At 61.2% G+C, this 14151-nt stretch carries 18 protein-coding genes; 9 read left to right on the top strand and 9 right to left on the bottom strand.

What is annotated here, in order from left to right; translation table 11 throughout:
- The first annotated feature begins 60 nt into the window (after positions 1 to 60).
- Both adhP and DV027_RS10020 read left to right on the top strand, forming a co-directional pair.
- Entirely contained in the window at positions 61 to 1095 is a 1035-nt protein-coding gene (adhP, locus tag DV027_RS10025) for an alcohol dehydrogenase AdhP (RefSeq protein ID WP_130731674.1), read from the top strand.
- A gap of 102 nt (positions 1096 to 1197) precedes the next feature.
- Positions 1198 to 1494, top strand: coding sequence for a hypothetical protein (locus DV027_RS10020; protein ID WP_130731673.1), 297 nt, complete (start codon positions 1198 to 1200; stop codon positions 1492 to 1494).
- 365 nt (positions 1495 to 1859) lie between these two features.
- Here DV027_RS10020 and DV027_RS10015 read toward each other — a convergent pair whose 3' ends face one another.
- Complete coding sequence (locus DV027_RS10015; protein ID WP_130731672.1) at positions 1860 to 2423, bottom strand: TetR/AcrR family transcriptional regulator; 564 nt, start codon at positions 2421 to 2423, stop codon at positions 1860 to 1862.
- Positions 2424 to 2516: 93 nt separating this feature from the next.
- Here DV027_RS10015 and DV027_RS10010 point away from each other — a divergent pair, with 93 nt between their 5' ends.
- Entirely contained in the window at positions 2517 to 3818 is a 1302-nt protein-coding gene (locus DV027_RS10010) for a carotenoid oxygenase family protein (RefSeq protein WP_130731671.1), read from the top strand.
- Positions 3815 to 4450 carry a hypothetical protein gene (locus DV027_RS10005; protein WP_130731670.1) on the top strand — a complete coding sequence of 212 codons (636 nt, stop codon included), beginning with the start codon at positions 3815 to 3817 and terminating at the stop codon, positions 4448 to 4450. Before DV027_RS10010 ends, DV027_RS10005 begins: the two co-directional genes overlap by 4 nt.
- A gap of 85 nt (positions 4451 to 4535) precedes the next feature.
- Here DV027_RS10005 and DV027_RS10000 read toward each other — a convergent pair whose 3' ends face one another.
- A complete protein-coding gene (locus DV027_RS10000) occupies positions 4536 to 4724 on the bottom strand; it encodes a hypothetical protein (RefSeq protein ID WP_130731669.1) in 189 nt (62 codons plus the stop codon).
- Between the two features lie 199 nt (positions 4725 to 4923).
- Here DV027_RS10000 and DV027_RS09995 point away from each other — a divergent pair, with 199 nt between their 5' ends.
- Positions 4924 to 5232, top strand: coding sequence for a hypothetical protein (locus DV027_RS09995; protein ID WP_130731668.1), 309 nt, complete (start codon positions 4924 to 4926; stop codon positions 5230 to 5232).
- 19 nt (positions 5233 to 5251) lie between these two features.
- On the opposite strand, the gene DV027_RS09990 is transcribed toward DV027_RS09995, so the two are convergent.
- Positions 5252 to 6589 (bottom strand): DUF6056 family protein, encoded by a 1338-nt coding sequence (locus DV027_RS09990; RefSeq protein ID WP_130731667.1) that lies wholly within the window; start codon positions 6587 to 6589, stop codon positions 5252 to 5254.
- Positions 6590 to 6779: 190 nt separating this feature from the next.
- Between DV027_RS09990 and DV027_RS09985 the strand changes: the two genes are divergently transcribed.
- Positions 6780 to 8198 carry a sugar porter family MFS transporter gene (locus DV027_RS09985; protein ID WP_242621835.1) on the top strand — a complete coding sequence of 473 codons (1419 nt, stop codon included), beginning with the start codon at positions 6780 to 6782 and terminating at the stop codon, positions 8196 to 8198.
- Positions 8199 to 8248: 50 nt separating this feature from the next.
- On the opposite strand, the gene trhA is transcribed toward DV027_RS09985, so the two are convergent.
- Together trhA and DV027_RS09975 are read right to left on the bottom strand one after the other, a co-directional pair.
- Complete coding sequence (gene trhA, locus DV027_RS09980) at positions 8249 to 8926, bottom strand: PAQR family membrane homeostasis protein TrhA (RefSeq protein WP_130731666.1); 678 nt, start codon at positions 8924 to 8926, stop codon at positions 8249 to 8251.
- A gap of 80 nt (positions 8927 to 9006) precedes the next feature.
- Positions 9007 to 9186, bottom strand: coding sequence for a hypothetical protein (locus DV027_RS09975; protein WP_130731665.1), 180 nt, complete (start codon positions 9184 to 9186; stop codon positions 9007 to 9009).
- Between DV027_RS09975 and DV027_RS09970 the strand changes: the two genes are divergently transcribed.
- Positions 9185 to 9400, top strand: coding sequence for a hypothetical protein (locus DV027_RS09970; RefSeq protein ID WP_130731664.1), 216 nt, complete (start codon positions 9185 to 9187; stop codon positions 9398 to 9400). The two genes, DV027_RS09975 and DV027_RS09970, sit on opposite strands and share 2 nt — an antisense overlap.
- Before the next feature lie 177 nt (positions 9401 to 9577).
- On the opposite strand, the gene DV027_RS09965 is transcribed toward DV027_RS09970, so the two are convergent.
- Entirely contained in the window at positions 9578 to 9913 is a 336-nt protein-coding gene (locus tag DV027_RS09965) for a hypothetical protein (protein WP_130731663.1), read from the bottom strand.
- A gap of 166 nt (positions 9914 to 10079) precedes the next feature.
- Positions 10080 to 10331 carry a hypothetical protein gene (locus DV027_RS09960; RefSeq protein WP_130731662.1) on the bottom strand — a complete coding sequence of 84 codons (252 nt, stop codon included), beginning with the start codon at positions 10329 to 10331 and terminating at the stop codon, positions 10080 to 10082.
- 140 nt (positions 10332 to 10471) lie between these two features.
- Here DV027_RS09960 and DV027_RS09955 point away from each other — a divergent pair, with 140 nt between their 5' ends.
- Positions 10472 to 11716, top strand: coding sequence for a DUF2075 domain-containing protein (locus DV027_RS09955; RefSeq protein ID WP_130731661.1), 1245 nt, complete (start codon positions 10472 to 10474; stop codon positions 11714 to 11716).
- Positions 11717 to 11720: 4 nt separating this feature from the next.
- Here the strand turns inward: DV027_RS09955 and DV027_RS09950 are convergent, their stop codons facing one another.
- Together DV027_RS09950 and DV027_RS09945 are read right to left on the bottom strand one after the other, a co-directional pair.
- A complete protein-coding gene (locus DV027_RS09950) occupies positions 11721 to 11960 on the bottom strand; it encodes a hypothetical protein (protein WP_207303469.1) in 240 nt (79 codons plus the stop codon).
- Between the two features lie 120 nt (positions 11961 to 12080).
- Positions 12081 to 12251, bottom strand: a complete 171-nt coding sequence (locus tag DV027_RS09945) for a CsbD family protein (RefSeq protein WP_242621834.1) — start codon at positions 12249 to 12251, stop codon at positions 12081 to 12083.
- A 289-nt stretch (positions 12252 to 12540) separates the two neighbouring features.
- Here DV027_RS09945 and DV027_RS09940 point away from each other — a divergent pair, with 289 nt between their 5' ends.
- The gene (locus DV027_RS09940; protein WP_165399161.1) at positions 12541 to 13800 is read left to right on the top strand and encodes a peptidoglycan-binding domain-containing protein; all 1260 of its coding nucleotides are present in this window, start codon (positions 12541 to 12543) and stop codon (positions 13798 to 13800) included.
- Positions 13801 to 14151 lie beyond the last annotated feature (351 nt).

Raw genomic sequence — 14151 nt, 5'->3', positions numbered from 1 at the left:
GCTGGCAGGCGGCAAGGTGCAATACCGGCCCGCTCAGGGCAGTGAAACTGAAGGTGCAAGATGGTTGGCAAGATGAAGGCAGCGGTAGTGCGGGAATTCGGCAAGCCGCTGACGATCGAGGAACTCGATATTCCGCAGATCAACGCAAACCAGATTCTGGTCAAGGTCGATGCCTGCGGCGTCTGCCATACCGATCTGCACGCAGCACGCGGCGACTGGCCCACCAAGCCCAACCCCCCGTTCATTCCCGGCCATGAGGGGATCGGCCATGTGGTCGAGGTGGGCAGCAACGTCAACTGGATCAAAACCGGCGACGTGGTGGGCGTGCCGTGGCTGTATTCCGCCTGCGGGCATTGCGAGCACTGCCTGGGCGGGTGGGAGACGCTGTGTGAAAAGCAGGAGGATACCGGCTATTCGGTCAATGGCTGCTTTGCCGAATATGTGGTGGCCGACCCCAATTACGTGGCCCATCTGCCCAAGGACATTGACCCGATCAAGACCGCCCCGGTGCTGTGCGCGGGCCTGACCGTGTACAAGGGCCTCAAGATGACCGATACGCGGGCAGGGGAATGGGTGGCCATTTCCGGCGCGGGCGGCCTGGGGCAGATGGCCATCCAGTATGCCGTGGCCATGGGGCTGAACGTGGCCGCCGTTGACATCAGTGATGAAAAACTGGCCGAGGCCCGCAAACTGGGCGCGCGCGTAACAGTCAATGCGCTGAAGGAAGACCCGGTCGCCACCATCCGCGCGCAGACGGGGGGCACCCATGGCGTGCTGGTCACGGCGGTGTCGGACAAGGCCTTCAGCCAGGCCGTGGGCTATGCGCGGCGCGGCGGCACGGTGGTGCTCAACGGCCTGCCGCCGGGCGACTTCCCGCTTTCCATCTTTGACATGGTCATGAACGGCACCACGGTGCGTGGTTCCATCGTGGGCACGCGGCTCGACATGATCGAGGCGATGTCCTTTTTCACCGATGGCAAGGTGACCACCGTGGTCAGCCCCGACCGGCTGGAAAACATCAACACCATTTTCGATAATCTCGAACATGGCCGGGTGGCCGGGCGTGTGGTGCTCGACTTCCGCAACGGGGCGTAAGGCAACCCGGACCGTTTTGGGGCGTTTGGTTGAATGACAGGGCAGGGTGCCCCCTGCGGGTGCCCTGCCGCAACAGCAAACGGACGGACAGGTAAGGACATCATGAAAAAGACAGTGATTGCGGCAGTGCTGTGTGCAACCGGCCTGAACGTGGCGACGTTTGCGCCAGCACTGGCTGATTCGTGCGATGGCGTAACCGACCATGCCGAATGCGAAGTGCGGCTCAAGGCGCACGACACCAAGGAAGGCACGCGCCATACGGCGCACAAGGCCCACAAAAAGGCCGAGGAAGGCACCGATAGCGCCAAGGACTGGGGCGACCGCACCGGCAAGAAGCTGGATAACTGGGGGCATAATACCAAGGGCGACATGAGCCAGTTCTTTACGGGTCACCGCTGAGGCGCTTGTTCAAGACAACGCCTTGATGAAAACTTATGGATGCCGCCTTTTTCAAAAGGCGGCATTTTTTTATGAGGAGACATGGATGCATCATCCACTCCGCCGTCGATTTTTACGGAGGCATGTCGATGATGTAATCTATAGAAATTAAAATAATGCATAGTGCATTTGAGTATGAGTATTTATTGAATACTTAAAATTCATTCCATTCATATTGGCAATGGGTGGTCATTTATAGGCTCCCAAAAAAAGACTTTTATTTGGCTCGGTACAAGAACGGTGCCGGATCGGAGTTGATCGTTTTCTCGCCTGCCGGGCCAAGGCAGTCGCAGTGCTGGCAAGCAATGCAACAGGGAGGGGCTGCATCAGCGAAAGGCTTCGTTGACCAGTTGATCTAGCGTCATGCAGGTGTCGCCATTGTTGGTGAGGGACAGCAGCAGTCCGTCTATTGCGAGTACGGCCAGTCCATGCGCTTTTCCCCAACGGGCCGCCATGGTGGCTGCCTGGGTTGTACCTGATTCCCCTGGCCCCGGCAGGGCGGCCAGCCGCCTGAAGGCCCGCTCTGATGCCGTTACAAGGTGCGCGTCAGTGCGATTGATGGCATCGCTGCGAAACATGAGGGTGAACAGGCCCGGATTGGCAATGGCAAAACGGATGTAGGCCAGCCCCACATCACGCGCCGAGGGGGCGTGTGGCGGTGACATTGCCTCAGTCAGTTCGTCAAAACCTTGTGCTGCCAGGACGCTTAACAGTCCGGCCAGATTGCCAAAATAGGGAGCCGCCGCCGTGGCGGAAACACCGGCATGCCGGGTGATGGCCCTGAGCTTCAGCGCTGCAATACCGTCCCGCTCCAGCAGAACCCGCGCCGAGCGTAACAGGGTGGCTTGCAGGTCTCCGTGATGATAGCGGCCTTTTTCTTTTGTTTTCATGTGATGCCCCCACCTGACTTTACATTGTAAAAATTACTTGACGATCATTCCCTGCCTCTGCCACGCTTTACATTGTAAAGTTAAGGGGGAGCCATGCTGAATAACCGCAATCCGGTCTATCGGGAGATCGATGCAGCCTGCCTTCCCATCGAGGGCAGGCTACCGCCCGGGCTGCAGGGCACGCTGTATCGCAATGGCCCCAACCCAAGGCCGGGCGAAGCCAGCCAGCACTGGTTTGTGGGGCAGGGCATGATCCATGCCATCTCGCTTGGGGGTGGGCAGGCCCTCTATCGCAACCGCTGGGTCATACCGCAGGTGAACCTCACCCCACAGCTGGGAAAAGCCAATACGCATGTCATCGCCCATGCTGGCACGTTGATGGCGCTGGAAGAGGCGCATGCGCCGGTCCTGCTGGGCCCGGATACGCTTGCCTTTCATGGTCATGGCTGCATGACCGGTCGCTTCACCGCCCACCCCAAACATGACCCTGCCACCGGGGCGCTCGTGTTTTTTGCTTACGCCGCTGATGGCCGGCACACGCGCACGATCCGGTGTGGCAGTCTTGATGCTCACGGTCACCTTGGCTGGGAGACCTGTTTTGAGGCCCCTTTTTGCAGCATGGTGCATGATGCGGCGGTAACGGCGCGGCATATCGCGCTGCCGGTGCTGCCACTGGCGGCAGCGCCTGGGCTGGATGAGGGTGATGCCCTTGGATTTGCCTGGCAGCCGGGACTCGGTGGTCATCTTGCCGTGCTGCGGCGCGGTGCGTATGGGAGCGAGGTGCGCTGGCATGAAGCACCACCGGTCTATGCGTTTCATATCGCCAATGCGTGGGAAGAGCACGACCGGCTGTTCCTTGATCTGTTTGTCTATGATGTGCCGCCTTTGTTTCCTACGCCAGGCGGTATGCGTGTCAAAGCCGCGCCTGCACGCCCATGCCGCTGGAGCGTGGCGCTTGAGGGGCGCGACCCCGTGCGCGTTGAACGCCTGCATGACATGGCGGGCGAGTTTCCCCGCATTGATGACCGCCATGCGGGCAGGTCTTACGACCAGATTTATTATGCCAGCCGCAGCGGGGTGGAACAGGTGGGTTTTCAGGCCATCACGCGCCTTGATCTGTCGCGCGGGACGATCGACCAGTTTGATTTTGGCCTGTCGGCTTCTGTGTCCGAACCGGTGTTCATGCCGCGCGGAGATGATGCGCCGATTGATGACGGGTGGCTTATGAGCACGGTCTGGCGACCGGAATGGGCGGGATCAAAACTGGTCGTGTTCGATGCCGGTCATGTGGCCGATGGCCCGGTTGCCGCTGTCATCCTTCCGCAGCGCGTGCCTGACGGGTTTCATGGCAGTTTCGTGCCTGATGTCTTTCTTGATCTGGAAAAATCCCGATGAAGCGCCCATCGGCCTTGGCCACGATTGCCCTTGATGCAGGTGGCCTGATCCTGTCATGGGTTCTGGGTGCGTTGGGCCTGGCGCCGTATGCCACCATCGCCGTGATCGTGTTCATGGCAGGCGACGGGTTGCGGCGGTGGTATTGTGGCCTGGGTTTTCCCCGGGTGTGGTGGCTGTTCAATGGGCTGGCTCTGGTTCTGGCCATTACGGATCTGATTGTCGTGGTCTGGCTGCCTGCGGCGTATGAATCCATTCCTGCCAGTTTGGTTTTTGCTGTGGTGTTTGCCCTGGGGGCTTCGGGCCGCAGGCCGATCGTGCAGGAAATTGCCGAGCAGCGTCGCGGCGCGCCCTTCCCCCCGGAGCGCCATGACCTCAGGGCATTTTTCCGGCTCTATAGCTGGATATGGGCACTGTATTTTTTCATCAGGGCCGGGCTGTATCTATGGTTTGCGCACAACCTGTCGCCTGAGCGTGCCCATGCGCTTGAGAATATGATCGGGCCTGTCAGCCTGTTCGTGATGATCATGTCCAGTTTCAGGGGGCCGGCATTGTTTCAGTTGGCCCAACGGGCCGGATTGTTAGGACAGCGTGCAGGCCTGCCCACACCGGCGCCCGACGAGACGCGTGGCTGAACGCCAGCCCGGTCCCGCCGCGCTGAACAAAAAAGGGGCGGGCATTTAATGCGCCGTCCCCTTTGGCGTGATCGTGTGCGCAGGATCAGGAATGGTGGTGATCAGCCGCCTCATGCTCGCGCCAGCCGCTTTCAATGGCGTGCAGGAAGGTCTTGAAGTGCTTCTTCACCTCATCGGGGGAGGCCTTTTCCATCACGTCCTTCTTGGCGGCCGTAAGGGTGGCGGCGGCGTGGATCAGGGCTGCGTGGATGATGTCGCTCGGTTCTTTGCTCATGGAATTCTCTCCGTTACGTGATGCGTCACGATGGAATAGGACCCCCGCGCTGGCAACCATGCCCCCTGCATGACTGCCGTTCCCTTCCTGGCCCTTGATTTGGCGCATGGCCATCACAGGGGCCGTATCATCTGTGGCGGGGAACTTCACGCTCACGCTCCCGTTGCTTTGATCAGACACAGACCAGATGGGATATCCGATGTTTTCAAGGCTTACCGCACTCGCCCTCGCCACCACGGCAGCACTCGCCCTGCCGGTTGCAGCCCATGCCGAGCCGGGCGGCTGCGTCAAGGGTGCCGTGGCTGGCGGGGTGGCCGGGCACTTTGTTGGCAGCGGTCATGGCAAGGGCGGTGCCGCGGCAGGCTGTGCCGCGGGCATGGTGCGCCGGCACAATGCCCGCAAGGCCGAGCGGGAAGGGGCGCAGCAGAACCAGCAGCAGCCCGAAGGCGGCCAGCCCGGCGGCAATGGCGCGCCGCCCCCGCCCCCCACCAATGGCAGCAGCGAATAACGCTGCATGCCATGCGCCGTCAGGGTACCGCCCTGACGGAGGATGCCCCCATGGCCCAGGCGTAACACATGGTCAGCTGGTTACGCGGGTCGGGGTTGATGCCAACGAAGATGATGTCCTTGTGCACGTAAAGCAGCTTGTGCCGTGGCCCCATGGTCACCTTGTGCAGCACGACCGGCTGGTCACGCGCCACCTGCGCGCGCGTGCTCACCGCCCAGTCATGGCTGATGCGGGCCAGCAGTGTCAGGTCAGGGATGACAATGGCCAGGTGCATGACCGCAAGCCCCGCGCAGGTCACCGCCATGACCTTGCTGAAAACCGCGCCCACCGGGCATGAAAACAGCAGGCAGGCCAGATAGCATACCAGCAAGACGCTGGCGGGATAGGACACGCGGGCTGCCAGCGCCTCACGGGGGAAGATGAGCAGCAGCAGCATGTAGGCCAGTGCCAGCGCGGCAAACATCCAGCCCCGCCCGCAGCGCAGGCAGGCGGGAAAACACAGTTGCCGCCTGCCAACAAACAGGCCGATGCCAATCAGCAGCACGTATGGCACCCAGAAGGGGTCGAACAGGCTGCCCAGGTTGCCAATCAGCCCGTCAAGCCGGTCGGGCAGCGTGCTGGGCGTCATAAAGCGCGCACGCATGTAATTGCCTGGGGCGATGCCCAGCGTGAACGTGCCCAGCGCGTGGCTGCCTGCCAGCGCCCAGGGGGGCGGGCGGCTGTTTTTCCATGCCCATGCAGCCCACCCCAGCAGGAACAGCGCCATCAGCAGCGAAATCGATTCCATGGCCGTGGCGATCAGGAACACCGCGCCGTACTGCGCCACGTTCATGCGCGTGCGCCCCGCCAGCACCCGTGAGAGAATCCACATCTCGCCCGTAACCGCCCACAGGTAGCCAATGGCGCCGGTTTTCCATAAGGCGACCTCGGCAATGGTGCGTGGCAGCCACCACAACATGAGAAAAACCAGCAGGCACTGCGCAAATCCGGTGCGCGCCGAAGGCCCGGGTTGGTGCCCGGCCTCGCGCCTGCACATATGCACCACCACATGCACCAGAAACACGAACACCCCCGCATTCACCACCGCAAACGCGGCCAGCGAGCCATAATGGTGCAGGTCGAGGACGAAAAAGGTGACGAGGGTGATGAACCACCGCCCGGTCCAGAAAAAATAGTTGCCCCATACGATATGGAAGATCATGCGCGGGCTGAAGGGAATGGTGCGGCAGTAATCATCGGCCCAGAGCGGCGTGACCCAGTTGGCCCACAACAGGAATATGAAGCACAGGCCAAGGGCCAGCTTCTCACCGGGCAGGAAGCGGGGGGCGGCAGCAGGGGCTGGCACAGGCACGGTCATGGGGCAGGGTCTTTGTGCGGTGTGGGGCCGGCATGCCTAACACGGCGCGCCGCATACGCGAAAATGATGGCCCATAATCCACCCTGATCCGGGGTTGCATCATGGATCAGGGCCTGTTGCATCGCCTATGAAGGAAGGACAGGCGGCGCGCTCGATCCCGATGGCGCCGCAGCGCAGGGGATCAACTCACGTGTCACAGCCTGTATCTTCGCCCACCGCCACGCCATGCCCGCCGCAGGCCTCGCCGCCGGGTGCCACGGGGGTGCGCGCGGCGCTGACCACGGCCATGGCCGGGCTGCTCGTAGGGCTTGATACCGGGCTGATTGCCGAGGCGCTGGGCTTTATCGGCCACGACTTTCACGCAAGTGCGCGCGCGCAGGAATGGATCGTGTCGGTGCTGATGATCGGGGCGCTGCTCGGCTCGCTCGGGGCGGGGGTGTTCTCGCGCCGCTTCGGCCGCAGGCTGGCGCTGGGCGCGGCCACGCTGCTCATCGGGGCAGGCGCGCTGCTTTGCGCAACGGCCGGGCTGATCGGGCAGATCCTGCTCGGGCGGTTCCTGATCGGGGCGGCGATTGGCATCTGCACCTTTACTGCGCCGCTCTACATATCGGAACTGACCACGGGCAAGATGCGTGGCACCATGGTCTCCACCTTTTCCATGCTCCAGTCCTGCGGCATCCTGCTGGGCTACCTGGCGGGCGGCCTGTTTGCGGGCGGAGGGCACTGGCGGCTTATGGTAGGGCTGCCGGTTGTGCCCGCCATGGCGCTGTTTGCCGCATGTGCGCTGCTGCCCTCCAGCCCGTCATGGCTTGCGGCGCGCGGGCGCTTTGAGGAGGCGCGCAAGGTGCTGCGCGACCTGCGTGGCGATGAGGCCGAGGCCGACCGGGAGCTTGACAGCATCCGCCACGAACTGGGCGCGGGCAAGGCGGTAAGCGGCTTTGCCCTGCTGCGGGCCAAGCCGTATTTCCGCCGCTCGGTGGCGCTGGGCATCGGGCTGCAGATCATGCAGCAGCTCACCGGCATCAACGTGGTGATGTATTACGCCCCCAAGATTCTGGAAGGCGCGCATTTTGGCACCACCGCCGCCGCATGGGCCACGGTGCTGGTCGGGATGGTCAATGCGGTGGTGGGCATCGCGGCCATCTTTATGGTCTCACGCTGGGGGCGCAGGCCGCTGCTGGTGTCAAGCTGCGTCATCATGGCCTGCGCGCTGGGCTGTGCCGCCGTCATCGAGGGGATGCACCTGCAGGGGCTGGGGGCCACGCTGAGCCTTGTGGCGGCCCTGCTGGTGTTTGTGGCGGGCTTTGGCATGGGGGCGGGGCCGCTGGTGTGGACCCTGTGCTCCGAGATCCAGCCCATCGCGGGGCGTGACTTTGGCGTGGCGTGCTCCACGCTGGCCAACTGGGGCATGGACTGGGCGGTGAGCAACACCTTTCTCACCATTGTCGCGGCGATGGGGGCGGGATGGACCTTTGCCGGGTTCAGCGTGATGAACATCGGCTTCATGCTGTTTACCGTGCTGCTGGTGCCCGAGACGCGCGACGTGCCGCTGGAGGTGATCGAGCAGCACCTCGAGGCGGGCCTGCCACTCCGCCGCATCGGGCGCTAGTGCAGATCCGGTTTGAATGGACACATTCGAACTGGTGAAGTGGAATTGCGCTAGAACCCGCGCATCGGGCCGTGGCTGTAGTGCAGCAGCATGCAGCCCACCGCGGTCATGTGGGTGCCTGCGCCAAGCACCACCATCACGTGCCAAAGCACGTTGGAAAACGGCATGTTCTCGCGCATGTAGAACACCACCCCGATGCTGAAGAAGAACAGCCCCAGCACGATGAGAAAGAAGGTCGGGCTGGGCAGCATCCAGACCTGCGGGTCAGGACACAGGAAGAAAACCCACGCCACGCACAGGTAAGGCACCACATGAAACCGGCGTGACCAGGTGAAGAAGCACATCTTGGCCACGATGCCCGCTGCCGCCATGGCCCACAGCACCGCACAGAACCACAGGCTGGCGCGCCCCTGCCCGCCGAGCACGATGAAGGGCGTATAGGTTGCGGCAATGGCCACGAAGATGATGGACTGGTCAATGCGCTGCAATCCGCCCTTGAGGCGGCAGGGCGGGCAGAAATTATAGGCCGCCGATGACAGGCAGGTGCCCAGTATGCCGCCGCAGTACAGCATGGTCACACCCGCCGCGAGGCCCGAATGCGCCAGCATGGCCGTGCGCAGCAGCCACAACACGCCATAGCCAAGCCCCACGACGCCGATGATGTGGACCGCAAGGTCGGCCGCCCGTTCGGTTACGGAATAGATGGGGAAACGCGTGCGGGTGCTCATGCGGCGGAAATTACTCCTTATTTCTGCTCTGGTCCGGTCCTGTAGCGCGAATAAGTCTGTTTCCCCATATGCAGAAACGTTCAGGCCTGCGTGAACGCGGGCTGGCCCGTGCCACGATGGCGCGCCTGGCCCGGGGCAGGCATGCTGTCATAGCGTGCGGCCATGCAACGCGCAAAGCCGAACCCATGCGGGCAGGGCTTGCGGGGCAGCGGCCTTGTGGCGCACAACGCGCGCCAGAGGACAGGGAGAAAGCGGGACATGGCCCGATTATGGCCCCTGCTCTGGGTGCTGATTGCGCTGGGGGCAGGGCATTTCGTGTGCGGCATAACCCTTACGCCATGGCATATGGCTGCCATGGTGCTGGCGGGGCTGGGCTGCTTTGCGTTGGTCTGGGGGCTGTTTCTGGGCGGCCTGATGCTGCTGGCCTATGTTAGCAGCCTGCTTGAGCGCACGGGCAGCAAGATGCGGTGGTAAGTAACAGCAAGGCCGGTGCCGCCGGTTCTGCGTAACGCAGGGAGCCCGCCAGCAACCTGCCGCGAGGCTGTCGCTGGGCAGGGAAGAAGGCAGGAACCTTCATCACCTCCGTGCGCGCAGGGCCGGACGCATGGCAACTAAACGCAGGATAGCCGCCTGCGTCCTGGCCCGCTCGGGTTACTTATCCAGTATGGTCCATGTGCCGTCGACCTTCTTGAAGTGCAACGGTATTTCGTTTTTCTCGTCATTATGCTGCAGATCGAGCTTGCAGACATAGACGCCATCGACTGCTTTATCATCGCAGCTGCTGTCCGTAACGGTGACCTTGGGCAGCTTTTCCTCAATGGGAAGAGTGGCATCCGTAATGCCGTTGGCTTCCATGTAATGCATTTTCATGGCGGCGAATGTCTGCTGGACCTCACTTTTGGAGGGCGCGCCGCTGCCACAGGCAGCCAGTGCAAGCACGGGCAGCATGAGCAGGGTGGAACGGAAGCACTTGGAAAAGGCAATCAAATTTTCTCACGATTATGTTATAAATGTATGATTGATGAACCTTTTTAACAACTCAATTAGTCCGAATGGTTTTTATTATTCTAAAATGAACCGGAACGCAGCAGTCTTTGCCGTACATAAAAAAACAGGGGTTTCCCCCTGTTTTTTCGTGGTCATGCAGCCTGCTTCAGCGTGCGGTGCGCTCGCCGGTCACGTGGGCGCACAGGGCCTGGATCTCGGCTGCGGTCACGCCCTCGGGGTTGTGCTCGGCCTTCTTGGCGATCTCGTGCTCGGTGCCCGAGGCGCGGCCATGCTCCTTGGCAACATGCTGGGCGAGGGCGATCACCTCTTCCTTCTGGAGCAGCTTGGGCTCCTTCAGGCCACGGGCTGCAAGCTTGTGCATGTGTTCGCGGGCGGCGGCGGTGGGTTTGTCGGTCATGGTTCAGGCTATCCTGTTAACGTGGCGCGCAATGTGCGCGTAAGGGCGCGTTATAACTTATAGGATGCACGACCTCACGTCGTATTTTACATATCAGCTTTGTTCTGCCCGGCATGGGCAGGCCCTTTACGGAAACCCATATGCAAACGCCCATCCCCCCCGCGCCTGATAGCGCCCTGACCCGCCTGGCCCCCACCGTAGGGCTGACCGGCCCGCAACAGGCGCTGATGGATGAAGTGCTGGCCTTCTGCCGCGCCCACACGGCCGATGCGCATGCGCTGTTCGTGATCGAGGGCGATGCGGGCACGGGCAAGAGCCTGCTGCTCAACACGCTGTTCACCGCCATCCAGCAGGCAGCACGCGGGCGGGATGCGGCCGACCCGCTGCATGGCACGCATAACGCCCTGCTGGTCAACCACCCGGAAATGATCAAGCTGTACCGCAACATTTCCGAATCCCAGCCCTGCCTGCGCAAGAAGGATTTCGAGCGGCCGACCACCTTCATCAACCAGATGGCGGGTTACGGGGGGCGGGCCGATATCGTGCTGGTGGATGAGGCCCATCTGCTTCTGACCCGCAGCGACCCCTATAACCGCTTTAGGCAGGACAACCAGCTTGCCGAGATCATCCGCCATGCCCGCATCGTGGTGATCGTGTTCGATGCAAGGCAGGTGCTCAAGTTCAAGAGCCTGTGGACTGATGAACGCCTGCGCGCGCTGGTTGCGGGCTATCCGGTCGTGATCCGCAGGCTGGACCAGCAGTTCCGCATGCACGCCCATGCGGATGTGATGGACTGGATCCGCGCCCTGCGTGATGGCGAACTGCGCGCGCTACCGGCGCCGCAGCCCTTTGATTTTCGTATTTATGATGACGCGCAGGCTCTGTACGAAGCCATATGCCAGCGCAATGCGCAGTACGGGCTGTGCCGCATGCTGGCCACCTACGATTATCCCTACACCCTGAACGGGCAGGACCATTTCATTACCGAGGGGCGCTTTCACCTGCGCTGGGACCGCGCGATGCCGCAGGCCCGCCTGCCCTGGGCGGAACGGGCGGATACGATTGATGAGGTGGGCTCGGTCTATACCATCCAGGGGTTTGACCTGAATTATGCGGGTGTGATCCTTGGCCCGTCCGTAACCTATGACCCGGCCACCGACCGGATCGTGATCGACCCTGCCCGCTACGAGGACCGCGCCGCCTTTACCGGGCGCGACGGGGTGGAGAACCCGCCTGCGGTCATGGCGCGGATCATCCTCAACTCCATCAACGTGCTCATGACGCGTGGGGTGAGGGGGCTTTACATCTATGCCAGCGATCCCCGCCTGCATGCCCGGCTCGATGCCTTATGGCATGCGCGGCAGGCTGCTGCCGCCGCGCCGTAGGGGTTCAGCCCTTCTCGCCGAGGCGTTTGAGGTAGGGCAGAATTTCGGAACCGGATTCAATGGCATGGCCGAGAACGGTCTCGACGAGTGTTGCAAGGCCCTGCGCATCAAGCCGCGCGAGGATCACGCTCAGTTCATGCTTGTCAGTATCGGAAAGCTGGGGAGACTGGATGATGCGCCGTTCGATCGCCGCTTTCATGGCGTCTGTGGTGAAAGGCATGTCGATAATCTGGTCTTTGCTCATGGCCATCAATTTCCTGCAAGAATTAAGGGAACAGGCCATGGTACGGGTTGCCGGTTTTCCGGCAACCACCCTGCACGCGATGCGGTTATGCGTTTGCTATGACAGATGCCGGGCAGGCTTTCAGCCCTGTTCGGGCTGGTCCATGCTGGCCATGCGGTGCAGGCGCGCCGTTTGCGAAAAGCCACGCATTTCCTGTGCGATGCCCTGGCGCTCCAGCCGCCGCAGGCCTGTGGCATAGCCAATTTCCTGCTTGAGCTGGCCAAGCAGCATGTTGGTGCGACCGCGGAGCATTGTCTTGAAACGATCCATGTCACATCTCCCCTAAAAGACTTACAGAGCAATGCTGCGTTAAACGCATGCCAGACAAAAGCACGACGCATGGAGGAATGCAACGATTAATGCATACCTGACAGACATTTAATGCATGAATTGAGGGGAATGGATGCAGTTTCACCTGCATGAGGGCCTGTTGGCCGGACTTAATTGTATGGACAGTTTTTTCATTGCTGTCTGATCTTTCACAAGAAAAGGTTTTCCCATGCGTGTTCCTGGCTGGTTGGGTGGCAGTTTTCTGCCCGTCATGCTCCTTTGGGCACCGGCTCTTGCCGCCCCGGCCTACCACCCCGGTTTTACCTGCCCCCGGCTTGACGGGGCCGATGTTCTGGCCACGGCGCTCTGTGCTGATCCGGTCATGGCAAAAGCGGAACTGGACCTTGAAAAAGTGTTCTATGCCCATCGCGGGCAGGAGGGGGCGGGGGCCTATGCTGCCATCAAGGCGCAGGCCGTTGCCTATGACGCGGCCTTGCGCAATACGTGCGCCATTCCGCCCGCGGGCACGCCGGGCGCGGTCCTGCCAGCGGGCGCTGCTTCATGCTACGTGAAAATAACGGAGCAGCAGGCCGCCGAGTGGGCAAAATCCCTCAGCGGCCCCTATGCGCAGGAAGCCGCGCGCGATATCGACCTGCATATTGCCCTGCAACAGAAGCTCATCAATGCCGGGTATGCGTCCTCTCCCATGCTCAAGGCCGATGGAATTTATGGCGATGGTACGCGCACGGCCATCAAAACCTGGCAGGCGGCCTACGGGGATGACCAGACGGGTGCGCTTTCAGATGATGAAGTGCCCCATGTCGAGAAACTTGGCGTCTCGCGCGCCGTGCGCTGGGCCAGTCGCCCGCCCGAGCCCTCCCTGAGCAGCGATACGAACGCACCGCCCCTGCTGCGCATCTTCCAGTTGGACATGCTGGGCATCCAGCGCCCCTTTCTTGAGCAGATGACGGGGCCAGCCAAATATGTGAACCACTATGCTGACAAGACCACGGCCTATACTTACATGATAAAAGCCTGCGAACTGACAGCCTATGAACAGGGCGACCAGATTCAGGGCTACGGGCTGAAGGTGACCCCAGCCTGCTCGGTGCCGCTGACACCGTTCATCCAGAATTCAACCCCCTCGGTGGCCGAACTGACAATGGGCGACGTAAGCGCCGCGCTGAACGGCAATGCCCGGCCTGTGGCTGACTGCCTTGAAAGCTGCGGCAATGCCGCTAACCCCAATATCGGGCTGATGGAGCAGGGGTCGCATGCCGAGGATTACGTGAATATCGAGGTTTATGCCCCGGTGGTAGATGAAGCGGCCCTCAATGCCTATTCAAACTGGCATGATGCGCTCAGGAAGCATGAAACCGATGACTATATTCTCAACGGCAAGTTCAACTGCGATGGCAAATATGCCACCGAGGGGCTGCATGCCATGCGCGATGTCGCGGTAAAGGAGATTTTTGTGGGCCGGGGAGAGTCAGGCATTGGGCATGACATCAATGCGCAGTGTAAGCAGTGAAGCGCCCCCTGATTTTCAGTAATATTCAACCTGTTTCAGGTTGCTGCAACCAAAAATTCCGCGGGATTGTTTTTCAATCCCGCGATTTTTCATTATTTTAATAATAATGTATTTTAAATAATTTCTTTAATTGTTCAGGGCGACCCAGTGGCCGTCAACCTTCTTCATCGGCACGGTAACCTCACTGACATTACCTGCCGGGTTCTTCAGCGTGGCCTTGCATTTATAGACGGAGGAATCTTCCGAACTGGTCTCGCATTTACTATCCACGATCTCGACGCGAATTTCTCACACTTGAGGAAATTTTGGGTTATTTTGTAGAATTCAGTCATCCCACAGGAGCCCGATCTG

Origin of the sequence: Komagataeibacter xylinus, from assembly GCF_004302915.1 — a bacterium.
Lineage (GTDB): Bacteria > Pseudomonadota > Alphaproteobacteria > Acetobacterales > Acetobacteraceae > Komagataeibacter > Komagataeibacter xylinus_C.
Note: the sequence above shows the minus strand (reverse complement) of the source record. Positions and strands in the feature narration are given on the sequence as shown.

Excerpts from the sequence above, each read along its gene's own strand:
- DV027_RS09960 (WP_130731662.1), bottom strand. The coding sequence starts at position 10,331 with ATGACCGACAAACCCACCGCCGCCGCCCGCGAACACATGCACAAGCTT.
- DV027_RS09950 (WP_207303469.1), bottom strand. The coding sequence starts at position 11,960 with ATGAGCAAAGACCAGATTATCGACATGCCTTTCACCACAGACGCCATG.
- DV027_RS10010 (WP_130731671.1), top strand. The coding sequence starts at position 2,517 with ATGCTGAATAACCGCAATCCGGTCTATCGGGAGATCGATGCAGCCTGC.
- DV027_RS09970 (WP_130731664.1), top strand. The coding sequence starts at position 9,185 with ATGGCCCGATTATGGCCCCTGCTCTGGGTGCTGATTGCGCTGGGGGCA.
- DV027_RS10000 (WP_130731669.1), bottom strand. The coding sequence starts at position 4,724 with ATGAGCAAAGAACCGAGCGACATCATCCACGCAGCCCTGATCCACGCC.
- DV027_RS10015 (WP_130731672.1), bottom strand. The coding sequence starts at position 2,423 with ATGAAAACAAAAGAAAAAGGCCGCTATCATCACGGAGACCTGCAAGCC.
- DV027_RS09990 (WP_130731667.1), bottom strand. The coding sequence starts at position 6,589 with ATGACCGTGCCTGTGCCAGCCCCTGCTGCCGCCCCCCGCTTCCTGCCC.
- DV027_RS09975 (WP_130731665.1), bottom strand. The coding sequence starts at position 9,186 with ATGTCCCGCTTTCTCCCTGTCCTCTGGCGCGCGTTGTGCGCCACAAGG.
- trhA (WP_130731666.1), bottom strand. The coding sequence starts at position 8,926 with ATGAGCACCCGCACGCGTTTCCCCATCTATTCCGTAACCGAACGGGCG.
- DV027_RS10005 (WP_130731670.1), top strand. The coding sequence starts at position 3,815 with ATGAAGCGCCCATCGGCCTTGGCCACGATTGCCCTTGATGCAGGTGGC.
- DV027_RS09995 (WP_130731668.1), top strand. The coding sequence starts at position 4,924 with ATGTTTTCAAGGCTTACCGCACTCGCCCTCGCCACCACGGCAGCACTC.
- DV027_RS09955 (WP_130731661.1), top strand. The coding sequence starts at position 10,472 with ATGCAAACGCCCATCCCCCCCGCGCCTGATAGCGCCCTGACCCGCCTG.
- DV027_RS09940 (WP_165399161.1), top strand. The coding sequence starts at position 12,541 with ATGCTCCTTTGGGCACCGGCTCTTGCCGCCCCGGCCTACCACCCCGGT.
- adhP (WP_130731674.1), top strand. The coding sequence starts at position 61 with ATGGTTGGCAAGATGAAGGCAGCGGTAGTGCGGGAATTCGGCAAGCCG.
- DV027_RS09945 (WP_242621834.1), bottom strand. The coding sequence starts at position 12,251 with ATGCTCCGCGGTCGCACCAACATGCTGCTTGGCCAGCTCAAGCAGGAA.
- DV027_RS10020 (WP_130731673.1), top strand. The coding sequence starts at position 1,198 with ATGAAAAAGACAGTGATTGCGGCAGTGCTGTGTGCAACCGGCCTGAAC.